The organism is Erwinia sp. HR93, assembly GCF_034555055.1.
Classification (GTDB): Bacteria; Pseudomonadota; Gammaproteobacteria; order Enterobacterales; family Enterobacteriaceae; genus Apirhabdus; species Apirhabdus apintestini.
This window is the reverse complement of record NZ_JAXUDP010000001.1, coordinates 2,392,056-2,415,801: the sequence shown is the minus strand read 5'-3', so window position 1 is coordinate 2,415,801 and position 23,746 is coordinate 2,392,056. Positions and strand designations below refer to the sequence as shown.

Here is a 23,746-nt window from a genome sequence, read left to right as displayed (position 1 = left end):
ATTAGTTCTTTATTATCAAATAGATAGATTAAATTTAATATTGAAATTAGTAATAAAGATGCAGCTATCGCCGGACAAATTTTACTTTTTAGAACGCATGCAGTATTTTCACTTAAATGCAAAAAAGCTGATTACAGAGAACATTAATGACAAAACAAGGACAAATACTAAAAGTCGCACAGCGCTCCAATAAAATGCTCCAGGCGTTGACCGATCAGATCAATTTGCAAAAAGAAGAGCTTCAGGAAAATAGATTCTATCAGGTATATGCCAAAGCCGCCGTCGCTAAACTCCCTAAACTGACTAAAGCAAGCGTAGACTATGCAGTGAGTGAAATGGAAGCTCAGGGCTATCATTTTGGGAAACGCCAGGCGGGAAGTACCACTAAGTATGCTATGTCTTTACAGAATATCATCGATATATACCGACACCGTGGTGTTCCCGGATATAAGGATCGTCATTCAGAGGCATTCACGGTATTCATTGGGAATTTAAAAGGTGGTGTATCAAAAACGGTATCGACTGTCTCGTTAGCGCACGCACTACGAACGCATCCTCATTTACTTTACGAAGACCTACGTATTCTTGTGATCGATCTCGATCCACAATCATCAGCAACGATGTTTCTAAATCATATGCGCGCCATCGGCATTGTGGAGATAACTTCTGCGCAGGCAATGCTACAAAATGTCTCACGGGAAGAATTACTAAATGATTTTATCGTGCCTTCCGTAGTACCAGGCGTGTCCCTGTTGCCCGCTTCTATCGATGATGCATTTATCGCGTCCAGTTGGTCCGAATTATGCGCCACGCACCTTCCCGGCCAGAATATCCACGCGGTGCTCAAAGAAAATGTGATTAACAAGCTGCGTGGCGACTATGATTTCATCTTTGTGGATAGCGGCCCACATCTTGATGCTTTCTTAAAAAATGCTCTTGCTGCCTCCGATTTATTGCTCACTCCGATCCCCCCGGCCCAGGTTGACTTTCACTCCACGCTAAAATATTTAACCCGCCTGCCAGAATTAATTGGGATTATTCAAGAATCTGGAGCTTCATGCCAAATTTTGGGAAATATTGGTTTTATGTCCAAGCTATTGAATAAAGCCGATCACAAAGTATGCCACAGTCTGGCGAAAGAAATTTTTGGGGGTGATATGCTGGATGCCACCTTACCGAGACTGGATGGATTTGAACGCTGCGGTGAATCTTTTGATACCGTGATTACTGCGAATCCTGCTACTTATGTAGGTAGCGCAGAGGCGCTAAGAAATGCAAAAGCCGCCGCTGAAGATTTCGCCAAAGCCGTTTTTGATCGCATCGAATTTATTCGTACTAACGGAGCATATTAATGGGTACCCGCAGAACAACTATCGGTAGAACACTCTCTTCCGCGCTCCCCTCAATGGATAATGAGATATATTCGCGTACTTTTACGTTACATTCTGGTTGTCAGGCAAGTTTTTCTTTGCAAACCATTCCGGCTGAAGAAGTTGCAATAAAAACAAGGGTGGATGCAATGATCAATGGTCGCGATCAATCATCCCTCACCCCTGATTCCTTGCGAGATATCGTTCAAACGCTAAAAATTCAGCAGTTTATTCCGGCAATTGGTGTACGCCGAAATGACGACAGCATAGAAATTTTGGATGGCTCCCGACGTCGTGCTGCCGCATTAATTTGCCAAAAAAGCCTTGAGATACTGGTTACTGACAGCGATATTACTCCAGAGGATGCGCGCTATTTAGCACGAGAAATTCAAACTGCGCGTGAGCATAATCTTCGAGAGATAGGACAACAGATCCAGCGGATGAAAGATTCAGGCCTATCACAAAAAGAGATTGCTGATATTCAAGGTTTATCTCAGGCGAAGGTCACGCGTGCATTACAGGCGGCTATGGTCCCCCAACCATTAATCGCTTTATTTCCAATAGTGGCGGAACTCACTCATCCGGACTACAAAACACTCCTTGATATAGCGTCATTATTAGAGAGCCAGCATATAAATTTAGGGAGTTTTGTTCTCGACATAGCGGAAAAAATAGCAGATTTGCAAGCCAACTCCTCACTCGCCGCTGATGAACAAAAATCTCAAATTATGGCTATGATACGAAAAGCTACATCTCAAGGCGAAAGTGGGAAAGCTGAAAAAACGAAAACCACCGCACTGTGGCAATTTGACGACAAAGATCGCTTTGCCAGAAAAAAACAAAAAGGAAGATCGTTTTCATATGAGTTTAATCGACTACCCAAAACGGTACAGAAAGAGTTAGACGATGTTATAGCTGAAACTTTAAAGCGCCATTTTTCAATGCCCTGAGTCCGCAATACGGATGCGAATGCGTTCCACTTACTGAGAATATAATAAAATCTTTTGGCCTGCCCACACTGTTCGGGATAATTTCAGCCTGAAATCGCCAAACCCAAGGGAATGTGACAACAATGCCGTTTGTAACATTTAACTTATATTTCAGGCTGAAATCGCCAATTTTAACTGGCTCAAAATACATCAGGTACCCGGCTGCAAAACGATCACTAACATACCGGTTACAGCAATTGAAGCTCCCGTAACATCCCATCGCGTTAATGGGACGCCATCGATGAAGCGTAACCAAAAAAGTGCCACGCAAATATATATACCGCCATATGCGGCATAAGTTCTTCCAGCCGATGCAGGGTGCAGCGTGAGCAGCCACGAGAATAAAGCAAGGCTAAAAGCAGCAGGAACTAATAACCACAAACTTTTATTTTGTTTAAGAATCAAATAAGGCAACCAACAGCCCAAAATCTCGGCAAATGCGGTAACAATGAAGAGTAATATTATTTGTAAGGTGGCCATTCTGATATCCAGCGCTCCATGGCAAGGAATCCATAACATTTACATGTCGAGTATACGCACTAAGATGAGCCTGGAACAAAAGTAATGTGATCAATGGTGTCTATTAACAATTTAAAAGAAAGCGCCCACATTGGACGCTTTAGTGTTCAAGGAAATTATTTACTCACAACGATAAGTTTATGGTTAGTGAATTCTTTGATACCAATATCTGCAAGCTCCCGACCATAGCCTGAACGTTTAACGCCTCCAAACGGCAGTTCAGGCGTCGTATCTGTTAATGAGTTAATATACACCATACCAGTTTCAATAGAGGACGCCAGACGCTTAGCTCGATCAATATTTTGGCTAAATATGGCACCGCCTAAGCCATAGTGTGAATCATTAGCTAACGCTATGGCCTGGTCATCATTTTCAACAATATAAATCTGAGCCACCGGGCCAAAGAATTCCTCAAACCACGCCGGATTATCGCGTGTTATCTCGGTTAAAATAGTCGCTTCAAAAAAGTTACCCTCATGCTGTATTGCTTTACCACCATACAACACACGGGCACCGTGCTGGATAGCAGCATCGACCTGCTTCTGCAGCTTTTGAACAGCGCCTCTGGATGAAAGTGGCCCCAAAGTCGTGCTTTCATCTAAAGGATCGCCAATTTTTACTTCAGAAAAACGCTGAGTTAATTTCTTAATGAAAGAATCCGCTATGCTTTTCTGCACTATAAATCGTTTAGCTGCGGTACAAACTTGGCCTGCATTATTTAAACGCGCCTGAGCACCAACTTTTACCGCATCCTCAAGGTCACAATCATCAAGGACAATAAAAACGTCATTCCCACCTAATTCCAGAGTAGATTTTTTTAACATTTTGCCAGCCTGAGCGGCAACGGCGCTTCCTGCATTTTCTGATCCAGTTAGTGCAACACCCTGAATACGAGGATCGGCAATGATATTTGCAACTTGTTCGGTTGAGATAAATAAATTGGTATATGCCCCTTGAGGCGCCCCCGCTTCAAGAGCAAGTTTTTCGAATGTTTCTGCACAGCGAGGAACAATACCAGCATGTTTAACAATAACAGGATTCCCAACAGCAAGCGCTGGCGCGAAAACTCGCATCAGCTGATAGAAAGGAAAGTTCCATGGCTCGACCGCCATTAATATGCCTATCGGGTGATGCTCAACCCAAGCTTCACCAAGTTCAGAGTCATAGGCCTGCGGAGCTAACAATCGCTGGGCATTTTCAGCATAATAGCGGGCTATTTTCGCACATAATAGGATCTCTCCCCTGCTCTGCTCGATAAGTTTCCCCATCTCCTCACTGATTAAACGAGCCAATGAATCCGCACGCTGTTCTAACAAATCTGCAAAGTTATTTAATGCCGGGAGTCTTTGTGTGATATCGCCTCGCGACCAGTGAGAGTGATAAAGGTCATTAGCTTTTGTGATAGCGGATTCAATATCTTCCACAGTATGAGAAGGGTATTCTTTGATAAGCTGATTGGTAAAAGGATTTATCGTTTGGTATGACATCACAACCTCCACGCAAGCATGAGTTTATAAGCCTGGCAGAGGATAACGATTCTCTCTCCCCTAAAAGCACCAATAGTTAAATACAGGATGGTTTGTTGAGAGAATTATTAGCGATTATTTAGTAATAGGTGACTAAACAATCGCTTAAAACCCATCATATATCAGAAAGATAACCGCAAATAATAGCAATCGTCCTCATAGCTTACGGGTAACATTTTCTCAGATATAACTTGGTTTGAAAGACAAGATAAATAAATGCAACGGCGCAGAATATCTAAACATCATGGCCTCAAAGTTATAAGCCCCGCATGGCCGGCCTTAATAGAAAAGCGCCCCATTTTAGAGGCGCAATTATATAAATCTGGACTATCAATAATATTATCGAGAATACCCGGGATCTATAGATCGACCAGCGGGTGCGCTTTCACCCGGACGCAATTGTCCATTTTGATGTTGATTAAATCTCGGATCGAGATTACCTGCAGCGCCAGGCGCCTTACGATTATATCCTGGATCAATATCTTTACCGCCGTTCGACGGAGCGCGAGAAAAACCCGGATCAACCTGTTTACCTGCAACCGAGCTTTCACCAGGCCTTAGCTGGCCGCTTTGTGCATGGTTATACCCAGGATCTACTTCTGGAGTATTGCCAGAAGGCTGGCGAGAATAACCAGGGTCAGTGCGATGATGGTTGTTATCTGAAGGCTGACGGGAGTATCCCGGGTCAATATCTCGTTGGCTATCATCAGGGCTGATAATACATCCCCCTAAAGAGAGAAAAACGATAGCAGCGGGAATAATAGCGAGTGTTTTCATACTATCCTTCTATATCAGTGCATTTATAAACAAAAAAACTACTCAAGGAGGCCTATTGTAGTATTTAAATCCAAACATTTCCCTATAAACAGACTATTTTATCTACGAGATACGCATATTAAACATATTTTATTTATTTTATCTCATTCGCACGGTCGATTATGCAGGATCTCCTAAGAGTCTTAGCGTTGGCAGCAATACCGGATCTCAGCAGATTCTCTGGCTTTCGAATTTCACAAGCCCTTAGCTGGATTACAATAAATAGCGACGGGACTACAGAGTTTTGAGGAAGTCCGACCTTAGTTTTTAGGATGCACTCCCTGTTACTCTGTAACTCGACCAAGGTTTCCTACAATTATCAGTAAGGATATGTGATGATTAAGTCTGCAAAAATCGTACTCCCTCTATTCTTTTTTGGCTACGTAGCTGCAGGCCACGCAGCGGCATTTGATTGCGAAGCTAAACGCATAGAAGTTGAAAATCTTATTGAAAAAGCCACTGATGAAGACTCAGCCGGTTTACATACTGCACTTCAGGAATTGCGCGCTCATTGCAGCAATAATGAATTGCTGATGCATGCGCAAAAGAAAGTAGAAAAATTACAGCGCAAAATCGATGATAAGCAAAGCGATATTGAAGAAGTCAAAGCCGATCTTCAGGAATCTCAAGCAAAATCTGATACAGCGAAAGTCGCAAAATATACGCGTAAAATTTCAGAAAAGCAGGCTGACCTGGAAGAACTTACCGCTGAACTAAAAGAGCAACAAGAAATTGTTGATGCATTAAAAAATACAAAATAAATATCTTAAATAGATTTATTCAACCCAATATTTTAGACGCAATAGTTTTATATCGCTTTTTGCATTAAACATCAGAAAGTAATATTTCTTATCTGTAATTATTCAATAATAATGTCCCTTGTACGGTACTTCGTACAAGGGACATGTATTTGGTTCTGAATAGGCTATCGCCAATAGGTTCTGATTTTCATGGTGCCGAGGTGACAACATATTTTTCAATTAATGCATATAAAACAGCGGCGGTTTCAACATCTAGAACACCATCATAATTTTCCGGGCGAAAGTGAAGCTGAAAAGCGCGCAATAATAATTGAAACCCGGTCTTATCATTTGCCTCAGAGATATCATATCCATATAAACTAAGCTGGTTAATAATCTCACCTTTTGCTGGTAGACCTTCACAGACAAAGCGCCTACAAAAATGTTCTTTCACGCACTCATCATACCAGGCTCCAATGCCAGCATCGTATAGCGCTTGCCAAGGAAAAGCCGGCCCAGGATCGCTTTTACGTCCAGGTGAAATATCAGAATGCCCAATTATATTTACAGGGGATATATCAGGGTATCTTTGCAAAATATTTTTTGAAAGTGTAATAACCGCTTCAATCTGCTGAGGGTGATAGGTAGGAAATATCATCGTACCATTATCATCTGCCGCTAAATTGACCATTTCAATGCCTATCGCAGTATCATTTAGATTGCTACGGTTCCCCCACGCGCTGATGCCAGCATGCCAGGCTCGGTCCTGCTCATCCACCATAGCGAATATATTCATATCCTTGTAACCCTCAGCCTTATAGGTAGCATCATCTGGGTCGGGAATCAGGTAGTGAATACTTACATTATCACCGGTTAGCGATCGAACTGAGTCTGAAAAATTCTGCGCCGTATAGTGCAGAACTAAATAACGGACACGCTGATTAAAACCTTTTATCGAGCGATAAGCATTATATCGTATTGGGAACACTTGAGACTCTCCAGATTATCAATATATGTAAGGTAGATATGACTTCATCTGGCCATGATAAAATATTAAACCAGAATTGGTTATACTAATTCCAGCAGCCACCATCAGCCATAAATAAGAGCAAAAACCTTTACTATAGCTAACTTTTATTAAAAATTAATTTTAACAACTAAATAAGGAGAGACATAAAGCAATGTTTATAGAATGAATTTATATTTATAAACAATAAAACATTAAAAAAGTAAAATAGCAGCAAATTGGTGATGGATGAGTATTATAAATATTTTATATTAATATCACCAATTAGAATAAAAAGTTGAATTTCGCATAAAACTACTGAGAAAAAGGTGTACTCAGCACCTCTTTTCGATAAAAAAGGGGGATGAGATAATTAACTGCTAAATGATTTAAGAAACCAAGGTATAGGTCTTAGCCGGAAGTCATTGAGCTTCCAGCTAATAGCCTCACCAACCACAGACATCATTTTCGCCTTCGGTGTCATAGGCACGGACAGTATTTACTAACTCTTTAACTACCTCAGCGGCAACGTCCGGAATCAATAATGCCATCGGAGTCTCTGTTTCATAATCAACTGAAACACCATTACTATTATTCGTTACAGTAATCGTATAGGTTGCTTTGCTCATTTTATACCTCGCGGGTAATCAATACTTGTCCAATTCCAGATCCTGTTAATACCACCGCAGGATCAACAAAAAAATCGAGATTGAAATAGACACCCTCAGAAAATGCATCCATTTCATACCAGTTTTCCGGTTTTAAAACAAAAAACTCACCGGCCTTAACCACCCATATCTCTTCTGAAGTGCCCGGCTGCGTAGCAGAAAAAACGCGGCCTGTAATCTGCCCCTGCATCACGCATATTCGGCCATATACGCTAGGCTTTGTGGTATATCGGCCTGATAATTTTTCCGGTATAGAACAGGAATCCCAGAAGGGCGTTGAACGGGTATGGACATAATTTTCAGGAATAATTGGCATCTTATGTCTCCTTAAGTCACCACTCACAGTGTTTTAAGCACGTCAGGTTCGACAAAAAAATCGATATTGAAGAGGGTATCGTGCGTCATAACTTCAATATAATGCCACTTCTCCGGGGGAAATACGCCAAAATGTCCGGTGTGGATAATCAATTCGCTATCCGGTTGTGCAGTGTGCTCATCAGCAAATCCCAGATACCGAACTGCCCCCTGAATCACAGAGAGCCGCGGATAAACTCCTGGCCGCGTTCCTTTATCTAAATGACGTTTAAAGATTCCCACCGGCGCCGAGTCTTTATTCCAGAACGGCGTAGAGCGCGTGTGAATGCAGCTTTGCGGGATACGCAGCATACAAACCCCCTTGCGGTTAACAATGAATTTGTTCGGAATCCGAACAATCAGGCATTCAATCGTATGCCTGATAACATGCATTATAAATAGAACTTTATAGGTAGATTGAGGGTATTACGCACGCATAGAAACTGGAGCAACGTCATTATCTGCCTGAGAAAATCATAATCTCATCTAAAACAATGCATTCGGAAGTGGCGGAAGACAATATATTTACCCTCTATGACCCAGAATCGTTATCAGCTACCTCTTTTATTAAAAGATTTAGTCACCGCGGCCGATATTACTTCTATCGTTTGTATTTCGCAGACGACTATTCATTGCATATCAAGGAAAAATTATGGATTCAGCTCAGATTGCATCTCTTTCTACCGCACTTAGCAATATGCAAACAGGCAGCGCCGTTGGCACACTAGTACTAAAAAAAGCGCTCGACACCCGTGACACAATCGCAAGCGAAATGATTCAGTCTATTCCGCAATTGCCAGCTAACCCGGCCATCGGCCGCAATATTAATGTTGCTGTCTAATCAACCGGCGCCATTAATGTAAACCCGCCTTGTGCGGGTTTATCTCAAAATCTCCCCAGATTCAGCTAGTTTCAGGTTTATATGCCCGGTGTGCAATGCTAAAGGTCACCTCGTCAATATCATTCCTAAACAGGTAATGATTGATAAAGGTCATTACTGGTATTCCAGAACCCAGAACCCAGAACCCAGAACCCAGAACCCAGAACCCAGAACCCAGAATCCAGAATCCAGAATCCAGAATCCAGAATCCAGAATCCAGAATCCAGAATCCAGAATCCAGAATCCAGAATCCAGAATCCAGAATCCAGAAAGATATAACAAGCAGAGCGTACTTTACCCAAGTTGCTTATTAAAATTTAAGCTATCTTCGACATATCATACAGATGGAAGACAATCCACGATGATATCAGAGCAGAGCTTAGCCTATGCGCTAGTTATACTGACAGCCTGCAATTGGCCATTTTTAAAACAGCATAATGCTACATTAGCCAGAAAATTCTCTCATAATTTAAATAACTATTATTTAAATTTAGTAAGTACAAAAATCTTGATTACCACAAGAAGGATCGGTATGGATATCATCATAAAATGTCGCATCAATTTTATATACCCGTTCCTTACCATTTAATTGATGCGCTCTCTTTCTTACAGATTCTTCGTAATCAGAGGTAAGCTGGCTGGGATAATAATTTACCGCTTCCATTTTTTTATCAACATCAATTGGATAATCGAATATACTTAACTTAAGTCGCGCAGTTAGCTGATTAATGATGTCTTTACTGCCTGCTTCGTTATTATTGTAATAAGGTAAATCTTCGCCGATATAAACTTCACATGCGAGTTTTTTTGTTCCTAAATCATGGACTGCCTTCAGCGTTGCCTCACGCAGTAAAAAATGATTGAAGTGAGGCAAACCTTGAGGATTCGGCAAGGCAGCATTAACAAAAAATGCACATGTTTTTCCTTCCAGTGAAGCCTGTTCCATTAAATTAGCTATTTGTGAATATGCATTATTGAAATCTACTATTGCCTGCGCATTAAAGCTAGAAAAATCTGCATCGCGCATATTTATCAGCGGGGCATCTTTTTCATTTAAAGCAGAATAGGTATAATGCCTTATTCCATCTGGTGATGTAAGCAAAAAATCATAAGCATTAATATCCTCAAGATGCCTAAGCCCCGTCACTCCAGCTAGCGAATTTTCATCGCCGTTAACTACATACTGACTTAAATTCGCAAGAACGGTATAATGTATTTTCCTTGTATCAAAACGATTATCAATATTACCTAGCATACCGCCAAAAGTTAAAATGCCGTCATCCGGATGTGGGCTAAGTATATACACATCATCATAACCAGGAAATATCTGCTTAGCTGCAGCGTTAAAAACCGCCATTGCTGACATCCAAAAAGCGAAAAACAATGATATTAGTTTATTTTTCATGATAACCTCCAATAATCAAAATATTACTTTATACAATTTACCAATTGATAATCTTGCTAATTTCCGTTAATCATTACCCTTGCATTTCTATAGGAATTAAGCTCCCTACCAAACCCTGGTTTTAAAATTTTATTATTATAAAAAAGGGTCTCTTCTTAATACCGGGGCAATAACTTTTACAGTACATATACACAGAATGCTTACTCATAATACACAGAGGATTTTAAGTTCCTACAATAGGTTAAATTGACCTATACAGAAAACCATTAGGTAAACCGCTATGTTTATGATTGCAAATCCATAAAATACCCCTTTCATTTAAAAATTTCTTATCGATAATATAAGCAGCGTAGTTTCTGTTTTTTTATTTCAAGGAGGTGTCACCTACGCCTCTTCTTTTTTAACCCAATTTAATATTGATTAATTATTCGCCTACTGTTGGTTCCAATACCTTTTTCTACTAGCCATTGTGTCGCGGGGTAAAATTGAATACAGCGAGGTTAATATATTACCCAAATGAGCGTCCCACATATCTACCGATAACACCTCAGTACTATCCTGCATTCAATATCATAGTATTAAACGGCTTTTTTCAACTAAACCGCCGCTGACGGCGTGCTTATCTTCAGGCCTAAACGCGCATTTTTGCTAAACTGAACTTTGAGTCTTACCAATGCCGAGATTACTTATGCTACTTGCCGTTCTCCCACTTTGCCGGGGCCGTAATCATCGGCCGTATTCCACGAATTCCCCTCTTCCCCCTAAATACGGCTTTCTAAGAAGTATTCCATAATCAAGTACCGCCTCCTCTAAGGTTAATAACAGCGTGCAGGCGCTTTAACACCAGTTTATGATAATTAGCGCTATCATTTTTTTCAAAGAGGAACTGGTATTTTTAGACGAAATTTATTCTAAAATAACCGACTAATATAATTAATAAAATATTAGTACATACCCAATTCATATAACTTCCATATGATAATAGTAATCTGATACCTCTTTTCTTAGGGTTAGTGGCCATTATAATAAAGTGCGCGGTATTACTTTCTCCCCGAAATATTGCCTGACTTTTGGCCAGAAGCCTTACGTTCAAAGAGAGATATTACCTTTCTCCGGATACGTTCAACGCCTACAAAACCAATAGAAGCCCCGACGAAGGTGACTGAATGCCCAGGTAATCCAAATAGCTCTAAAGAACCCGCTATTGTTAGCGCCAGAATTCCGCATGATAGCGCACCGGTAACGGTTTTAATAATTGGACGCCCATCATACACGCTCATTAGTGCAGAAATGAGTGTCGCGGCTCCAGAGGCGCAGAGAGAGGGCAGATACTCATATAACGTTTGCCCAATCATGCCAGTAAATGCATTCATATATTTGTCCCTCCTTAATATAAATTCAGTGCATCAGCAGATAAGTAAAATTAATGGTGAGGTCAGCGGTCACCATTTTTATAGCTGCGAGAAACTTCAGTCTCATCGATAAGTTACACTCTAGCATTTTCTGTAAGTAACGCATTATGGGGAATATCATAATTTATATACCCATTATGTTTATTCTAAAAATAAATCATTTCCCCCAAACCATCTTTTTAGAACTATTAAGCCACCGGATAAATCCCAGGAACCATCCGCATACACGCCATACTTAATCACCATCTAGTGGAGATATATATCTAAAATTCCTACCATGATTGTGTACATCATCCTGATTTTTAACAAGGAAATGCCCTCTTTATTATGACATTCAATTTCTAACGTTTTCTCATGATATAGAACATCACATAAACGTAGATGTCCGCTAATCCTTGCCATAGGCATAAGTTATTTTGTTTCTTTATCTATTTCCAGTCGCTGATTATTCATATCGATGCCAGCCCTCATCTTGTAAGCCGCTGAGACAGCGTCAGTTATTGTGGGTCTGATTAAATTAAATTCACATTATTACTATTGATAGAATTTACACTACCCTCCATAACAGAGAACGATATTACACCTAAGACTAATAAGCCTGAAATACTATTTCTCATCATGCGCCTCATCTGATTGACTAGTTTCAATTCATAGCCGTATTTAGATGCACGGTTACCATGAACAATTAGGTTATAGAGTAATAGAATATTCTACCGTGATGGGCGCACTATTTTTACCTTCGTTCATATTGAATGATATCGCCACTTTTATTCCTCAAATTCTCACATCCAAATCAAAATCGATAATTTATCGATTTTAAACGATTGCATATATTTATGTATACTGACATTTCCTCTTGGGGAAATAACTAGACCAATAACCCCGCCCTGCACATAAAACGCACAACTCGCAAGAAATTACCTAGGTTTACATCCAGGCTCTGCCCAGTAAATATATCGGCGTAATTATGTTTAATAGTGAAAATTAGTGGGTCGATTAATTACTATACCGAATATTAATATCATCACTGGCAAACACTTACAATATTCAGCAATATCGTAAAGTAACTTCATATAGGGTTGGGAGAGATCGATATATATCTTCGATAATCGTGGAGGCATTGATTGCGGAAGCCTACTCTCAACGGGTAAGCCGGAAAAATTACAAGATCTGGTCATTAAATATACTTTGGTAGAAGTATACCGAGCTATGCTAAAAAGTATTACTTGAGAAATAAGACAGATTATCTAAACGTTAAACGTTCTTATTACTGACACATCAAACTCAAAAGCATGGACATTATTTATGATATACCTGATAACCGTAAAGAGCCAAAAGCTGGGATGGGTTTCTTGAGATAGGAATACCGGTGTATTATCTCCGGTTCGATTTACGTAAAACAACCTGAACACCAGATCGATATTCAGGTTGTTTTATCAAGTTACTTATCTGAATCTGCATAATCCAGCGGAGAGCCAGTATCACATCATTCAGTGCACAAATAGAGCTATCAAAATGATGATAGGAATTGGCACACCTAAAAAGAAAAGTAGTATTGAGCGCATTGTTTTCTCCGTTTTAACAATATTACAGGTCGCGTTGACGGCCACCTAAGGTCGCACTAAAGCTGGCAGTAAAAGCGCCGATCAGTAATGAAATGAAAGTCCATAATGTTATATAACTGCTTGCTTTTCTGGCTTTCTCAGCGGCCTGCTGCGCCTTAACTTTAGTCTCTTTAATTGCAGCCTGAGCCTTGTCATAGCCAGTCTGGACGCGCTGTTCTGCTTCTTGTTGGGAAATACCGGTGCGCTGAGAAATGAGCCGCGCCACATACTGACGATCTTCTGAAGGCAGTGTTCCTGAGCTAATGGCATGAGCGAAAATTCCGGTAACCTCTTTCACCTGTTCAGGGGAAACATCCTGACGCGGGGCGGGTTGACCGGTGGTCACTGGAGTGTCCATGGCTTGAGAGTTGGTTTCAGTGGTAGCCCGGTCATCGGTTCTGAATAAAGACCGAATAAAATAGTTGGTTGAGGAATCGGAAACTGATGCCTCCTTATCCATGCTTGACAAGCCAGCTACGGTAGTAGCCGCTGCCCCGCCGGCGACAGAGCCAACCACCTTTGCCCCGCCTCCTACGATAGCCCCAATCGTCGTCGTTAACAGTACTGCCGAAACAATTAGCGCAACGGCCCAGGTAAGGAATCCATGCGCCGTATCGCGAAAATAAATTTCATCAATTTTTGTATCAACCCATTTAGTCCTCAGCCGCCCGGCTATATATCCTCCCATTCCCGAAGCGGCAATCTGAGTAAATGCCATCCAGACGATAGCCACAATACCCACAGTTCCGGCATCAAGCCCCTTATTCTCCCATGGCGACACGGAGGTTAATCCAAGACCAGCACCTAGCATAAGTAGCATTAATGCCAAAGATGCAGTGGCGGCAGCACCTGCAAAAATTGCCCCCCATGATACTGCACTGGGGTTGCTTAATGCAGAAACAGGCAGTCGTCCGTCGGGATAAAGCTTTTTATCATTCAGTTGTTCAGATGGTTCATAAATATGAGTCATTTTTTTGTCCTGAATATTCAATTTCGGGTACAAATAGATTACCTAAACAAAATCCAGGCTGTAATACGCCCGAGTTTATGTAATTAATGGTGCAATAAATTAATTTATTTGCACTGATTATAACTTTAGTACATTGTGAGTGATTGACAATTATTGACAAAAAAATATTTAACTATCTCAATAATAAAGATTTATCTACCTGCTTTTGGAAAAATTATTCTGGGCACATAAGGAAAATATATTAATAATGAAAATATGCCGCCATCGATACATTGCTCGGTACGGTAAACCTTGATGGAGGTCCTCTAAGCTACATTGTTAGTTTTGCCGTGGCCGATGCACCGACCTATTTTAGTTCATCATTCACACTAGCAATCTAACAGCAACAAGCAAGGGCTTCATATCCCTGCCAGGGAATACTTATAACCCCTCTATACGACATCTATCAGAGGGCAATCGCACATATATTGAAAGATATAAAACAGTTTATCAGTCATTTCAGGAGTATCAGGATAACCTTTTACAACATGGGGATTAGTATTGAGCATATTGCCCATACATTTTTACCTGGAAAATCATAAAGTAAAAAGCCCGGCATTACCGGGCTAATTCAGCTCATTTCCTGACTGGGTCATGAGGGCTTTCAGGATCATCCATATTGTCATCATCTATATGATCCGGGTCTGGCATAATTTTTTCCGGATCGTCATAGTCAGGTTCGAGAGGTTCTTTTGGGTCAATGGCATCTTGGTGCTGAGACATAGTACCTCCAAAGATAATGGATCAGTTATTTGCCCTTTTTATCCTGATTAACATGCTTGTCTTTATGGTCACCTTTTAATTTGCGATCATCTTTTCCTTCATCATGCTTGTCCTTATCATCGTGCTTTTCTTTATTAGGCATTGCAGACTCCAGCAGTTTTTATCAGCTTATTGCTGAAATTCAAGTATAGGCTAAGCATAAGAAAACTTATTCCTTACGAGAAAAAAACATCGCCATAAAATCGAAATTCTAACTAAATGAAATTTCTAATATTTTAAATCTTATTTTGCTAAATAGGCTGAATTGTAACTATATTTATATAACTGCTTGAAGTAACGCTCTTAACAGCCGTGCAGCAGATGCCACGCTCAGCCCAAACTTCGATTCTTTTTATAACACGTCTTCTATCAGAGAGAAGTTATGTATATTTAGAAATATATTGTGAACTCGTTGCTACTTTTTATGCGTTGAGTCTCAACGACAACTAGTCGCCATCAATTGGGATGTAGCGAAGTCTTTTATATCACTGCCAATATATTAAAGGCGCTCGGCTTATCGCCAACTCTGGATTAGTATATTCCATTTTCACCGCATCTTTGTACGCGCCAGATAAATCTCCTCACGCATCGATCATCCGTCAGATACATTTTACGTTTCTTTACAGCTACCTGGATAGCGTGACTCATCGATTCATTAGCACTCGTGGTGCACATGGCCCGGCCTGCCGGACATCCGGCAGCCGACATAAGAAAGTATTCAGATTTACCCGGTGAGTATGCCAGCTTTTGAGAATTTGCGAATATTTGTCGCCCCCAGATTTTCACAAACGTATCCAGCGCCATCGACGGCGCCTCATCTATCAAGGATGATACCGCGTTGGCTTATAGTCCTTCCGGAACATGTATTTCACACCGTTATCTCCCCTGCGGATGATACGCTGCTAACCACGCCTGTGATAAATGGAAAGTCGCTTTTTTTACCGGCATACCGGTACTTCATGCACCAATATCTGGAATCAGTAGGGTTTACGCGAATATAAGACGCACCGGCAAATAGCTTGTACGATTTACCATTCGCCTACAGGTGCTAACCGTTAGCTTCTTTTGCGAATATCTTACGTCCTTGAACCTGTCGATACCCTTGAATATATCCCCCTACTTGAGCGTAGACAGACTTAGTTGTGAGTAGACGCTGGAGTCACGTTTTTTAACTATAATCTTTGTGGAAACTGGAGTTTGTAGATTTTGAAAAGCATTGGGAGAGATCCAGCTGGCGCGCCCTGCAGGATTCGAACCTGCGACCCACGGCTTAGAAGTTCCTGGAACTACCTGAGCTAACAACAACTTACCCCATCACTACGGCGCTCACACGTCCCATCTTGGTAAAACATGCAAAGCCTTGCAAACCGATGCAAAGCTTTGTGTGTCCCATTTCTGTCTCACATCACCGGGCAATCATCAAACTCACCAGAACGCGCATCGTTGATGATGTACGTGATTACCCCGAATATTGGTAGCGCCCCACTGATGCCCTCGTCGTTACCAGGCAGCCTCTCCTTTCTCCCGTTCGCCACATTCTCAAGATGCGGCTGCGGATATGTGCGATACCTCTTTACTTTGAACTCACCGTTGCAGTCACAGATAAGCAGTGAGCCGTCACACGGCTTAAGCGACGAATCAATCACAAGCAGCGCATCCTTCATGATGCCGCAGCGGTAGATAGTCTCACCCGCGCGCATGTAGTACGTGGCAGCAGGTTTCTGGATAAGCGCCTCATCAAGTGAAAGACGCGTTTCAACGTAATCAGCAGCTGGACTCGGGAATCCCATAAATCACCTCCGATAGTTACTGTATATGCATACAGTATTATCGATCGGCGATATCGATCAAGTAGTGTTTTAGGGCTATTTAGCTGCTACTATTGGGTTTATTATTGTTTTCAGACACATATAAGATTTAGGATTCTGATGAACAAACTAACAGAAAATCAACACGTATCCCTTGAATCCATGAGAGGGATAGCGGCAATAACTGTTGCTCTTGCCCATGCCGTGCAATTTTACATAGTAAGGTTTTACCCTGAGGCGTTCATTTATATAACTTTTGCTGCGCAGTCAAGTGTAATGGTATTTTTCTCGATGTCAGGTTTCCTAATTGGAAAATCGATTCAAAGTAATACAGCAAAACATGGAGTATTTAAGCTATCAATTTATGCGGAAAGCAGATTCAAAAGAATCTACCCACCTTTAATCCTTTCCATATTACTTGTGGCAATCTTTAGCTTTATTGCTCCACATGTATTTGATGCATTCAATGCATTGTTCTCATCTGAAGGAAAGGGAACACTGGGAAGTAAATTTAATTTCCAACCAGCTCAAATTCTATCTATATTAACATTTACCAATGGCATATTAACTCCGGCCATTCCATTTAACCAGCCATTATGGAGCCTGCCTCTAGAGGTATGGTATTATGCAATAGCTGGGCTTCTATTCACAAAGAAACCTTTATCTATATTATGTGCTGTGGTTATTTTCTTATGCATTTCGTCATTTAAATTTGGATTTTTAATGTACTCATTAGTTTGGTTTTCGGGGTTGCTTGCATCATATGCACCTCCAGCGAAAGGCTTCTCAAAAGGTTTAGTGATGTCTATTGTTGTAGTCTTGGCATCCTTATCAATATATTTCGGATTTCTGTTTGCAGATAAAAGGATAACTTTAGAGTATTACAACGCATCCTTTGGCGTTTTCTTTACTGCTTTCATGTACGTATTTTGGTTTTATATAACAAGCGCATGTCTCTTCTGAATAATACATCCAAGTACTCTTATACACTTTACATAACACATTACCCAATTTTCTATTTCATACTTGGGATGTTTGAGGTTTTAGTTGTTGATAGCCTGTGGGTTTCTTTATTGGTTGGAGTTGCATCTTTATCATTTGTTCTAGCATTCTCATTTTACATTTCAAAGATATTTGAGAATAAAAGATGCATAGATGTGATTATGTGATGTTATGTAACTTTGGACTGACCCCACCCCGGTAGACGATCCTGATGTATAGTTTGAGCATAGGAGGACCGTATGGGCACACCACGATTTACCCCTGAATTTAAGGAAGAAGCCGTCCGTCAAATTACGGAACGCGGTTATTCCGTCGCAGAAGTTTCCGACCGACTGGGTGTCTCTGCGCATAGTCTTTACAAATGGCTGCGGGCCATCAAACCCGATAACAGCGAGCAGCATGCGCGTGATTTACTGGAAGCCAAAAGCGAGATCCTCAAGCTTCGGTCTCAGCTGAAGCGCACCGAAGAAGAGCGGGACATCCTGAAAAAGGCCGCGCGGTACTTTGCAAGGGAGCCCGACTGAAGTACCGCTTTATCAATGAACACCGCTCCGTATGGGGTGTCATGACAATGTGTCGGGTACTGAATGTCGCCCGGGCCGGGTTCTATGCGTGGCTGCATAATCCAGTTTCCGCCCGCGATAAAGATAACCAGCGTCTGCTGGCGCTTATCCGTGATTCGTATTCCCTCAGCGGTGGCGTATATGGCTATCGCCGGGTTCATGGCGATCTGAATGAAATCGGGGAAACCTGCGGTAAAAACCGGGTGAGCCGTATTATGCAACTGAACCGGATCAAAGCGGTGCGCGGCTATAAAGCGCCACGTCGTATCGCCGGCAGGCCTTCAGTGGTTGCGCCTAATCGCGTGCAGCGGCAGTTTACCGTTGTCCGGGCTAATCAGGTCTGGGTGACCGATATTACCTATATCCGCACCTGGCAGGGCTGGCTGTATCTGGCGGTGGTCATTGATCTCTTCGCCCGTAACGTGGTGGGCTGGTCGATGAAACCGACGCTGTCACGTGAACTGGCGCTGGATGCGCTGATGATGGCAGTATGGCGTCGAAAACCGGACAGAGAGGTAATAGTACATAGCGATCAGGGCAGCCAGTACGGCAGCGAGGACTGGCGGCGCTTCTGCCGGGCCAATAATCTGGCGCCCAGTATGAGCCGGCGTGGCAACTGCTGGGATAATGCAGTAGCGGAATCGTTCTTCAGTTCACTGAAAAAAGAGCGTATCAGGAAGAGAATATACAAAACCCGGGCTCTGGCCCGGGCGGATATCTTCGATTACATTGAAGTGTTCTACAACCGGGTCCGACGCCACAGCCATCTCAGCGGCGTCAGTCCGGAGGCCTTTGAACAGGCCTCGTCGTGAGGACAGAATTTGTCTACTGTCACGGGGTCAGTCCAATTATACGAAAAAGTTCTTAACTGACAATACCGCCTTCAGGATTTCAGATGCATGTGTATCAAGAATCCCGGACCATATGAAGCTGGCTCATGAATATCGGGTATTAATAAAACCAATCAGGCCTTAAATTTACCTATTACGATCCGGATAAATATTTCTTTGATCATAACGTGGAGCACTATCTAATCTAATCGGTTAGCTCCACTAAGTTCGGATTTATTGAGAATTTTAATGTTCACTTTCGCGATGAATATCTGAACACGAGATTGTTCAACGGTATAATAGCACACAAAAAAACCATTAATAACTGACTGCAGAATTGTAATGAATATATTTCGCCTTTAGCACTTCTGATGTTATAAAAATAGTAAAGCAAGCAAACTAATATTATTAGCTAACGGCCATTCAAAATATTATGAGCTAAAGAAATATAAAAATTTAACTAGTAAATAGCCTCCTTGAAACATACTCAAACTAACTAAGCCATTAGTTCACTATCGTGAAATACAGGAAAATTCGCCTTCATATCGAGGTATTAGACGTTAGCTTTTATAGTAAAATATCTTTAATGGTAAAATAGAATCATATACATGATAATAATTCTCATTTATATACATAAATAATAATTTAGGACTGTAAAAAATGTTCAATATCTCTGAAATATATAAAACTACCAATATTAGAGGAGAACTATTACCAAATTTTAAAGATAGTGTAATAATAAATTACAAAAATAATTGCCCACATTTATTTTATGATTATATTACAAAACTCTTTAATCCAGCCATATGCCCTAAAGCCGGAAAAAGATTTTTTTTCTTAGGACACCGATTTCGTGATTTAATTTTTTCCCTACCTAAAGAAGAAGTTTGTATAATTGGAGGACCAGCTCAACTTGCATTTTGCTTAAAATATTCTATTGATTATATTCCAAGCGGTACTCTCTGGAGGGATGTTTATACGGGTTTCTTGAGAAAAAATGATAATAGAATTATAAAATCGAGTAATAAATTATTAGAAACATTATCCACATTAAAGATTAATAACTCTATAATGATTGTCGATAAAGATTCTTTACCTATTGGAAACATTCTTTGCCAAATAGCTAGTAACGCTAACATCCGCACTGTTTGCATCCAGCATGGAATATTTTTATCCAGCTCATCTCAGTCAATTACTGATGGAATGATATGCGATATATCACTTTGTTACGATGAGATACAACGGAGAATACTTATTGAATCCGGTCAGGAACCGGAAAAGGTACAAATAGGAGGATTTTATAGGAAAATAAAAAAAAGTACGCCAAGAGTTATAAATAGGAAAATCTGTTTCTTAGGTCAACCTTGGTTTAAATATAATAAAAATCAACATGACATTTATTTATCTCTAATAATGAAAATTCAAGAAGAATTAGCTTCAATTGGATATCAAATCTCCTATAAGCCACATCCATGGGAGAAAGGTGCTGCTTATCTCGAGCTATTTCCTATTATATGTAACGAAGAAATTAATGAAGTTATTGAAGAATATGATATCTTTCTGTCGTTCACCTCAACTGCTCTAATAGAGGCATCTCTGGCAGGAAAAATAGCAATCCAAATTCATGATGTAGCTTTTAATGCAGATCGATTTGATGATCTTGGATATTCTTACTGTATTGATTCTAGTGATATAGAGAATAGTCTCATTGGTTTTTTAGATCAAGAACCATATCCAATAAAAATGGATGAATTTTATTCTCTCGCAAAAAAAATATCTAATATATGATTTACCATTGAGGGCATATACATATCAAGAATATTTTTCTTTAAAAAATATGCCCAAAATCAGATGGATTTTTAAAAATAATATTACACTTAATCGGGATTATATTTTAACTTGACACTTACCAATACTTAAAACACTCTTTCCGATTATAAATTAACTTTCTATAATGAAATAAAAGATTAAGCCAGAATACCTAATCTTCTAATAACGCATCTAACATACTAAGATCAAAGCAATTTATACCCAATTGGTTATAAACCTCTTCTCGTTCCTGAAAAGAGTCATCTATAAATATCGAATTTTCATCTTTAATAAAATCAGACTTCCTTTCACCGTTAGTCAAATGAATTACTTTTTCAAAAACATCACTTAATCTCCAGTATTTTAATTTACCAATTATATCCCCATAATGACGGGTTATTAAATAACAAGGTATGTTATTATTAATGCATTGAAAGATGAACTTAATCAATGGAAGCCAAAGCTTCCCTTTAACAACTAATGTATCATCAAAATCTATATACACACTTGTATATTTAATATCAATTTTAAATTTATTTGATAAAGCTCGGCTTATCCTTACGTTCTTATTAAGATAACGAATTTTTACTGGAATATTACTATGCTCATACAGTGATAATAACGGAAAATTAATCCCTCTAATACGATTTACGGCCATTGTCCCAGCTATACGAGGAGCCACTTCAAGTAAGGTCAATACATTTTCTGTAGATTTTTTTAATTGAAAAAACCATGCTCCAAATAAATTTAATTCATCAGAAATCTTTTGCGCTAACTGTTTAATACCAGCCAGTTCTATAGTTTTGGAACCCATAGATATTCCTGCGCGAACTCTCTCTCGCGTCCTGGCCTGAGAGTAAATAACCTTACCATTACGCTGACTAAAACAATCTACTGTATATTCATCGCCTGGGAGATAATCACTAATAATCAAACCATCAATACACTTAAGGTGGTTTTCCAAACCAACCTTATCATAAAAGATAGCTGTACCTTGAGAGCCCTGTCCACGATCCGGTTTCACAAAAACAGGCCACTTCTCAATCTCATCAATAGATAAATAGACCCGAGGCACAGCAATGACACTTTCTAACTTTTTATAAGTAAGGCTTTTAAAGCGAGTAATCTCACAGCAATCAAGATCTGGAGAAATTATTTTTGCACCAATTTCATGTTCATGTCTTTTATATTCTAATAAAACATCATCATGAGCAGGAAATATATATTCTATAGAATATTTCTGAACAAAATAATTTAAAGTATCAACCCATCCAGCTTGGTCTATATGGGGCAAGACATAATATTCATCATTATAATATTGAGCATGGTTATCATAATCAGAACCAGCAAGGAATAACTTAATTGATTTTTCATGCCGTAGTGAAAACCAAATTTCTCTACCAATCTCCGTTCCTGCTGGAACGATTAATACATTAATCATTACAAAGCCCATTAAAGATAAATTTACCAAAAGCAATCACATTACAAAACCCAGTATAAATCACAACTATTAAAATATAGCTAGACTCTTTCCTGGTTTGTTAATAAGTTGACAAATAGTCATCTGTTCATTATGTAAAAGTTGTGGGTAAACCGGGAGGCATAATATATTATCGGCTATGTGATTTGCCTCTGGATATTTTTCTGATACAGAGCGATACATCGAGAAATCACTAATCAAGGGATAAAAATACCGTCTCGTCAGGATGTTGTTATTTTTAAGATGTTGATAGAGTGCGTCCCGGCTTAAAGGATACTCTTTTGTCACTAATACAGGAAAATACGATGAATTCCATTCAACCTGTTCCGGAATAGAAAAACATTTAATACCGGGGACGTCGCGTAGCGCATCGCGATAATAATCTGTTACCCGATGCCTTTCCTGAATCGCTTTATCAATATGTTGAAGCTGTAAAAGCCCAAACGCCGCCTGCACTTCATTCATTTTTCCGTTAATGCCGGTCGCCACAACGGTGGTTTCATTCGCAAAGCCAAAGTTTTTAAGATAATCAATTCGCTGCTTTGTTTTTGCATCCGGACAAATAATCGCGCCACCTTCAATGGTATTAAAGACTTTAGTAGCGTGAAAACTTAATATTGATAAATCACCATACCGAAGGATACTTTCACCGTTTAGCTTTACGCCAAATGCATGGGCAGCATCGTAAATCACTTTTAGGCCATACATATCCGCAATCTGCTGAATGCGTTCAACCTCACAGGGAATACCATAACAATGCACAGGCATAATCGCAGACGTTTGTGGCGTGATAGCCTGCTCTATTTTTTCAGGATCGAGATTACAGGTAGTAGGGTCGATATCAACAAAGACGGGCGTTAATCCATTCCACATTAACGAATGCGATGTCGCGACAAAAGAGTAAGGCGTGGTAATGACTTCCCCGGTTATGCGCAGCGCCTGCAGGGCCGTGAGTAGCGCCATCGTGCCATTATTAAATAGGCAAAGATGTTCAACGCCGAGGTAATCCGCCAGCGCCGACTCCAATTGCTGATGAAAAGGCCCATTATTGGTGAGCTGTTTGTTTTCCCAGATTTTTTCTAAATAGGGAATGAACTCCTCCAGAGGAGGAAGGAGCGGACTGGTGACGGTAATTGGTTGGGTCATCGCAAACTCTTGGAGCAATAATCCGGATATCGTAACAATTAGATATGC

Annotated in this window: 21 protein-coding genes; 7 read left to right on the top strand and 14 right to left on the bottom strand. The window is 40.3% G+C overall.

What is annotated here, in order from left to right; genetic code table 11:
* Positions 1-146 precede the first annotated feature (146 nt).
* Both SFA31_RS11230 and SFA31_RS11225 read left to right on the top strand, forming a co-directional pair.
* The gene (locus SFA31_RS11230) at positions 147-1,352 is read left to right on the top strand and encodes an AAA family ATPase (RefSeq protein WP_322838052.1); all 1,206 of its coding nucleotides are present in this window, start codon (positions 147-149) and stop codon (positions 1,350-1,352) included.
* Positions 1,352-2,320, top strand: a complete 969-nt coding sequence (locus SFA31_RS11225) for a ParB family protein (RefSeq protein ID WP_322838051.1) — start codon at positions 1,352-1,354, stop codon at positions 2,318-2,320. Before SFA31_RS11230 ends, SFA31_RS11225 begins: the two co-directional genes overlap by 1 nt.
* 189 nt (positions 2,321-2,509) lie before the next feature.
* Here SFA31_RS11225 and SFA31_RS11220 read toward each other — a convergent pair whose 3' ends face one another.
* The 3 genes from SFA31_RS11220 to SFA31_RS11210 all read right to left on the bottom strand — a co-directional run bounded on the left by SFA31_RS11220 (position 2,510) and on the right by SFA31_RS11210 (position 5,181).
* A complete protein-coding gene (locus SFA31_RS11220) occupies positions 2,510-2,839 on the bottom strand; it encodes a YnfA family protein (RefSeq protein ID WP_322838050.1) in 330 nt (109 codons plus the stop codon).
* Positions 2,840-2,994: 155 nt separating this feature from the next.
* The gene (locus tag SFA31_RS11215; RefSeq protein WP_322838049.1) at positions 2,995-4,365 is read right to left on the bottom strand and encodes an NAD-dependent succinate-semialdehyde dehydrogenase; all 1,371 of its coding nucleotides are present in this window, start codon (positions 4,363-4,365) and stop codon (positions 2,995-2,997) included.
* A gap of 378 nt (positions 4,366-4,743) precedes the next feature.
* On the bottom strand, positions 4,744-5,181 hold the full coding sequence (locus SFA31_RS11210; RefSeq protein ID WP_322838048.1) for a hypothetical protein: 438 nt from the start codon (positions 5,179-5,181) through the stop codon (positions 4,744-4,746).
* Positions 5,182-5,555: 374 nt separating this feature from the next.
* On the opposite strand from SFA31_RS11210, the gene SFA31_RS11205 reads away from it, so the two are divergent.
* Positions 5,556-5,981 carry a DUF1090 family protein gene (locus tag SFA31_RS11205; protein WP_322838047.1) on the top strand — a complete coding sequence of 142 codons (426 nt, stop codon included), beginning with the start codon at positions 5,556-5,558 and terminating at the stop codon, positions 5,979-5,981.
* Positions 5,982-6,168: 187 nt separating this feature from the next.
* Here SFA31_RS11205 and SFA31_RS11200 read toward each other — a convergent pair whose 3' ends face one another.
* The 4 genes from SFA31_RS11200 to SFA31_RS11185 form a co-directional block, all read right to left on the bottom strand.
* Positions 6,169-6,948, bottom strand: coding sequence for an N-acetylmuramoyl-L-alanine amidase (locus SFA31_RS11200; protein ID WP_322838046.1), 780 nt, complete (start codon positions 6,946-6,948; stop codon positions 6,169-6,171).
* Positions 6,949-7,412: 464 nt separating this feature from the next.
* Entirely contained in the window at positions 7,413-7,595 is a 183-nt protein-coding gene (locus SFA31_RS11195) for a DUF1869 domain-containing protein (RefSeq protein ID WP_322838045.1), read from the bottom strand.
* A gap of 1 nt (position 7,596) precedes the next feature.
* Positions 7,597-7,950 carry a DUF1971 domain-containing protein gene (locus SFA31_RS11190; RefSeq protein WP_322838044.1) on the bottom strand — a complete coding sequence of 118 codons (354 nt, stop codon included), beginning with the start codon at positions 7,948-7,950 and terminating at the stop codon, positions 7,597-7,599.
* Between the two features lie 23 nt (positions 7,951-7,973).
* Complete coding sequence (locus SFA31_RS11185) at positions 7,974-8,300, bottom strand: DUF1971 domain-containing protein (RefSeq protein WP_322838043.1); 327 nt, start codon at positions 8,298-8,300, stop codon at positions 7,974-7,976.
* A 340-nt stretch (positions 8,301-8,640) separates the two neighbouring features.
* Between SFA31_RS11185 and SFA31_RS11180 the strand changes: the two genes are divergently transcribed.
* A complete protein-coding gene (locus SFA31_RS11180) occupies positions 8,641-8,829 on the top strand; it encodes a YjfB family protein (protein ID WP_322838042.1) in 189 nt (62 codons plus the stop codon).
* 529 nt (positions 8,830-9,358) lie between these two features.
* On the opposite strand, the gene SFA31_RS11175 is transcribed toward SFA31_RS11180, so the two are convergent.
* From SFA31_RS11175 to SFA31_RS11155, 5 genes are all read right to left on the bottom strand, one after another.
* Positions 9,359-10,273: a hypothetical protein gene (locus SFA31_RS11175; protein WP_322838041.1), complete on the bottom strand. Its 915-nt coding sequence runs from the start codon at positions 10,271-10,273 to the stop codon at positions 9,359-9,361.
* A gap of 1,040 nt (positions 10,274-11,313) precedes the next feature.
* On the bottom strand, positions 11,314-11,646 hold the full coding sequence (locus SFA31_RS11170; protein ID WP_322838040.1) for a phage holin family protein: 333 nt from the start codon (positions 11,644-11,646) through the stop codon (positions 11,314-11,316).
* A gap of 1,626 nt (positions 11,647-13,272) precedes the next feature.
* Positions 13,273-14,259: a hypothetical protein gene (locus tag SFA31_RS11165; RefSeq protein WP_322838039.1), complete on the bottom strand. Its 987-nt coding sequence runs from the start codon at positions 14,257-14,259 to the stop codon at positions 13,273-13,275.
* A gap of 615 nt (positions 14,260-14,874) precedes the next feature.
* Positions 14,875-15,021, bottom strand: a complete 147-nt coding sequence (locus SFA31_RS11160; RefSeq protein ID WP_322838038.1) for a hypothetical protein — start codon at positions 15,019-15,021, stop codon at positions 14,875-14,877.
* A 1,439-nt stretch (positions 15,022-16,460) separates the two neighbouring features.
* A complete protein-coding gene (locus tag SFA31_RS11155) occupies positions 16,461-16,850 on the bottom strand; it encodes a S24 family peptidase (RefSeq protein WP_322838037.1) in 390 nt (129 codons plus the stop codon).
* 138 nt (positions 16,851-16,988) lie between these two features.
* Between SFA31_RS11155 and SFA31_RS11150 the strand changes: the two genes are divergently transcribed.
* The 3 genes from SFA31_RS11150 (at position 16,989) to SFA31_RS11140 (ending at position 21,051) form a co-directional block, all read left to right on the top strand.
* The gene (locus SFA31_RS11150; RefSeq protein ID WP_322838036.1) at positions 16,989-17,831 is read left to right on the top strand and encodes an acyltransferase family protein; all 843 of its coding nucleotides are present in this window, start codon (positions 16,989-16,991) and stop codon (positions 17,829-17,831) included.
* A gap of 278 nt (positions 17,832-18,109) precedes the next feature.
* A protein-coding gene (locus SFA31_RS11145; RefSeq protein WP_322836662.1) for an IS3 family transposase occupies positions 18,110-19,245 on the top strand; the annotation gives its coding sequence in 2 pieces (ribosomal slippage) (positions 18,110-18,356 and positions 18,356-19,245; 1,137 coding nt in all).
* A 678-nt stretch (positions 19,246-19,923) separates the two neighbouring features.
* On the top strand, positions 19,924-21,051 hold the full coding sequence (locus tag SFA31_RS11140) for a hypothetical protein (protein WP_322838035.1): 1,128 nt from the start codon (positions 19,924-19,926) through the stop codon (positions 21,049-21,051).
* A gap of 193 nt (positions 21,052-21,244) precedes the next feature.
* Here the strand turns inward: SFA31_RS11140 and SFA31_RS11135 are convergent, their stop codons facing one another.
* Both SFA31_RS11135 and vioA read right to left on the bottom strand, forming a co-directional pair.
* Positions 21,245-22,513 (bottom strand): ATP-grasp domain-containing protein, encoded by a 1,269-nt coding sequence (locus tag SFA31_RS11135; RefSeq protein ID WP_322838034.1) that lies wholly within the window; start codon positions 22,511-22,513, stop codon positions 21,245-21,247.
* A gap of 69 nt (positions 22,514-22,582) precedes the next feature.
* On the bottom strand, positions 22,583-23,698 hold the full coding sequence (gene vioA / locus SFA31_RS11130; protein WP_322838033.1) for a dTDP-4-amino-4,6-dideoxy-D-glucose aminotransferase VioA: 1,116 nt from the start codon (positions 23,696-23,698) through the stop codon (positions 22,583-22,585).
* Positions 23,699-23,746 lie beyond the last annotated feature (48 nt).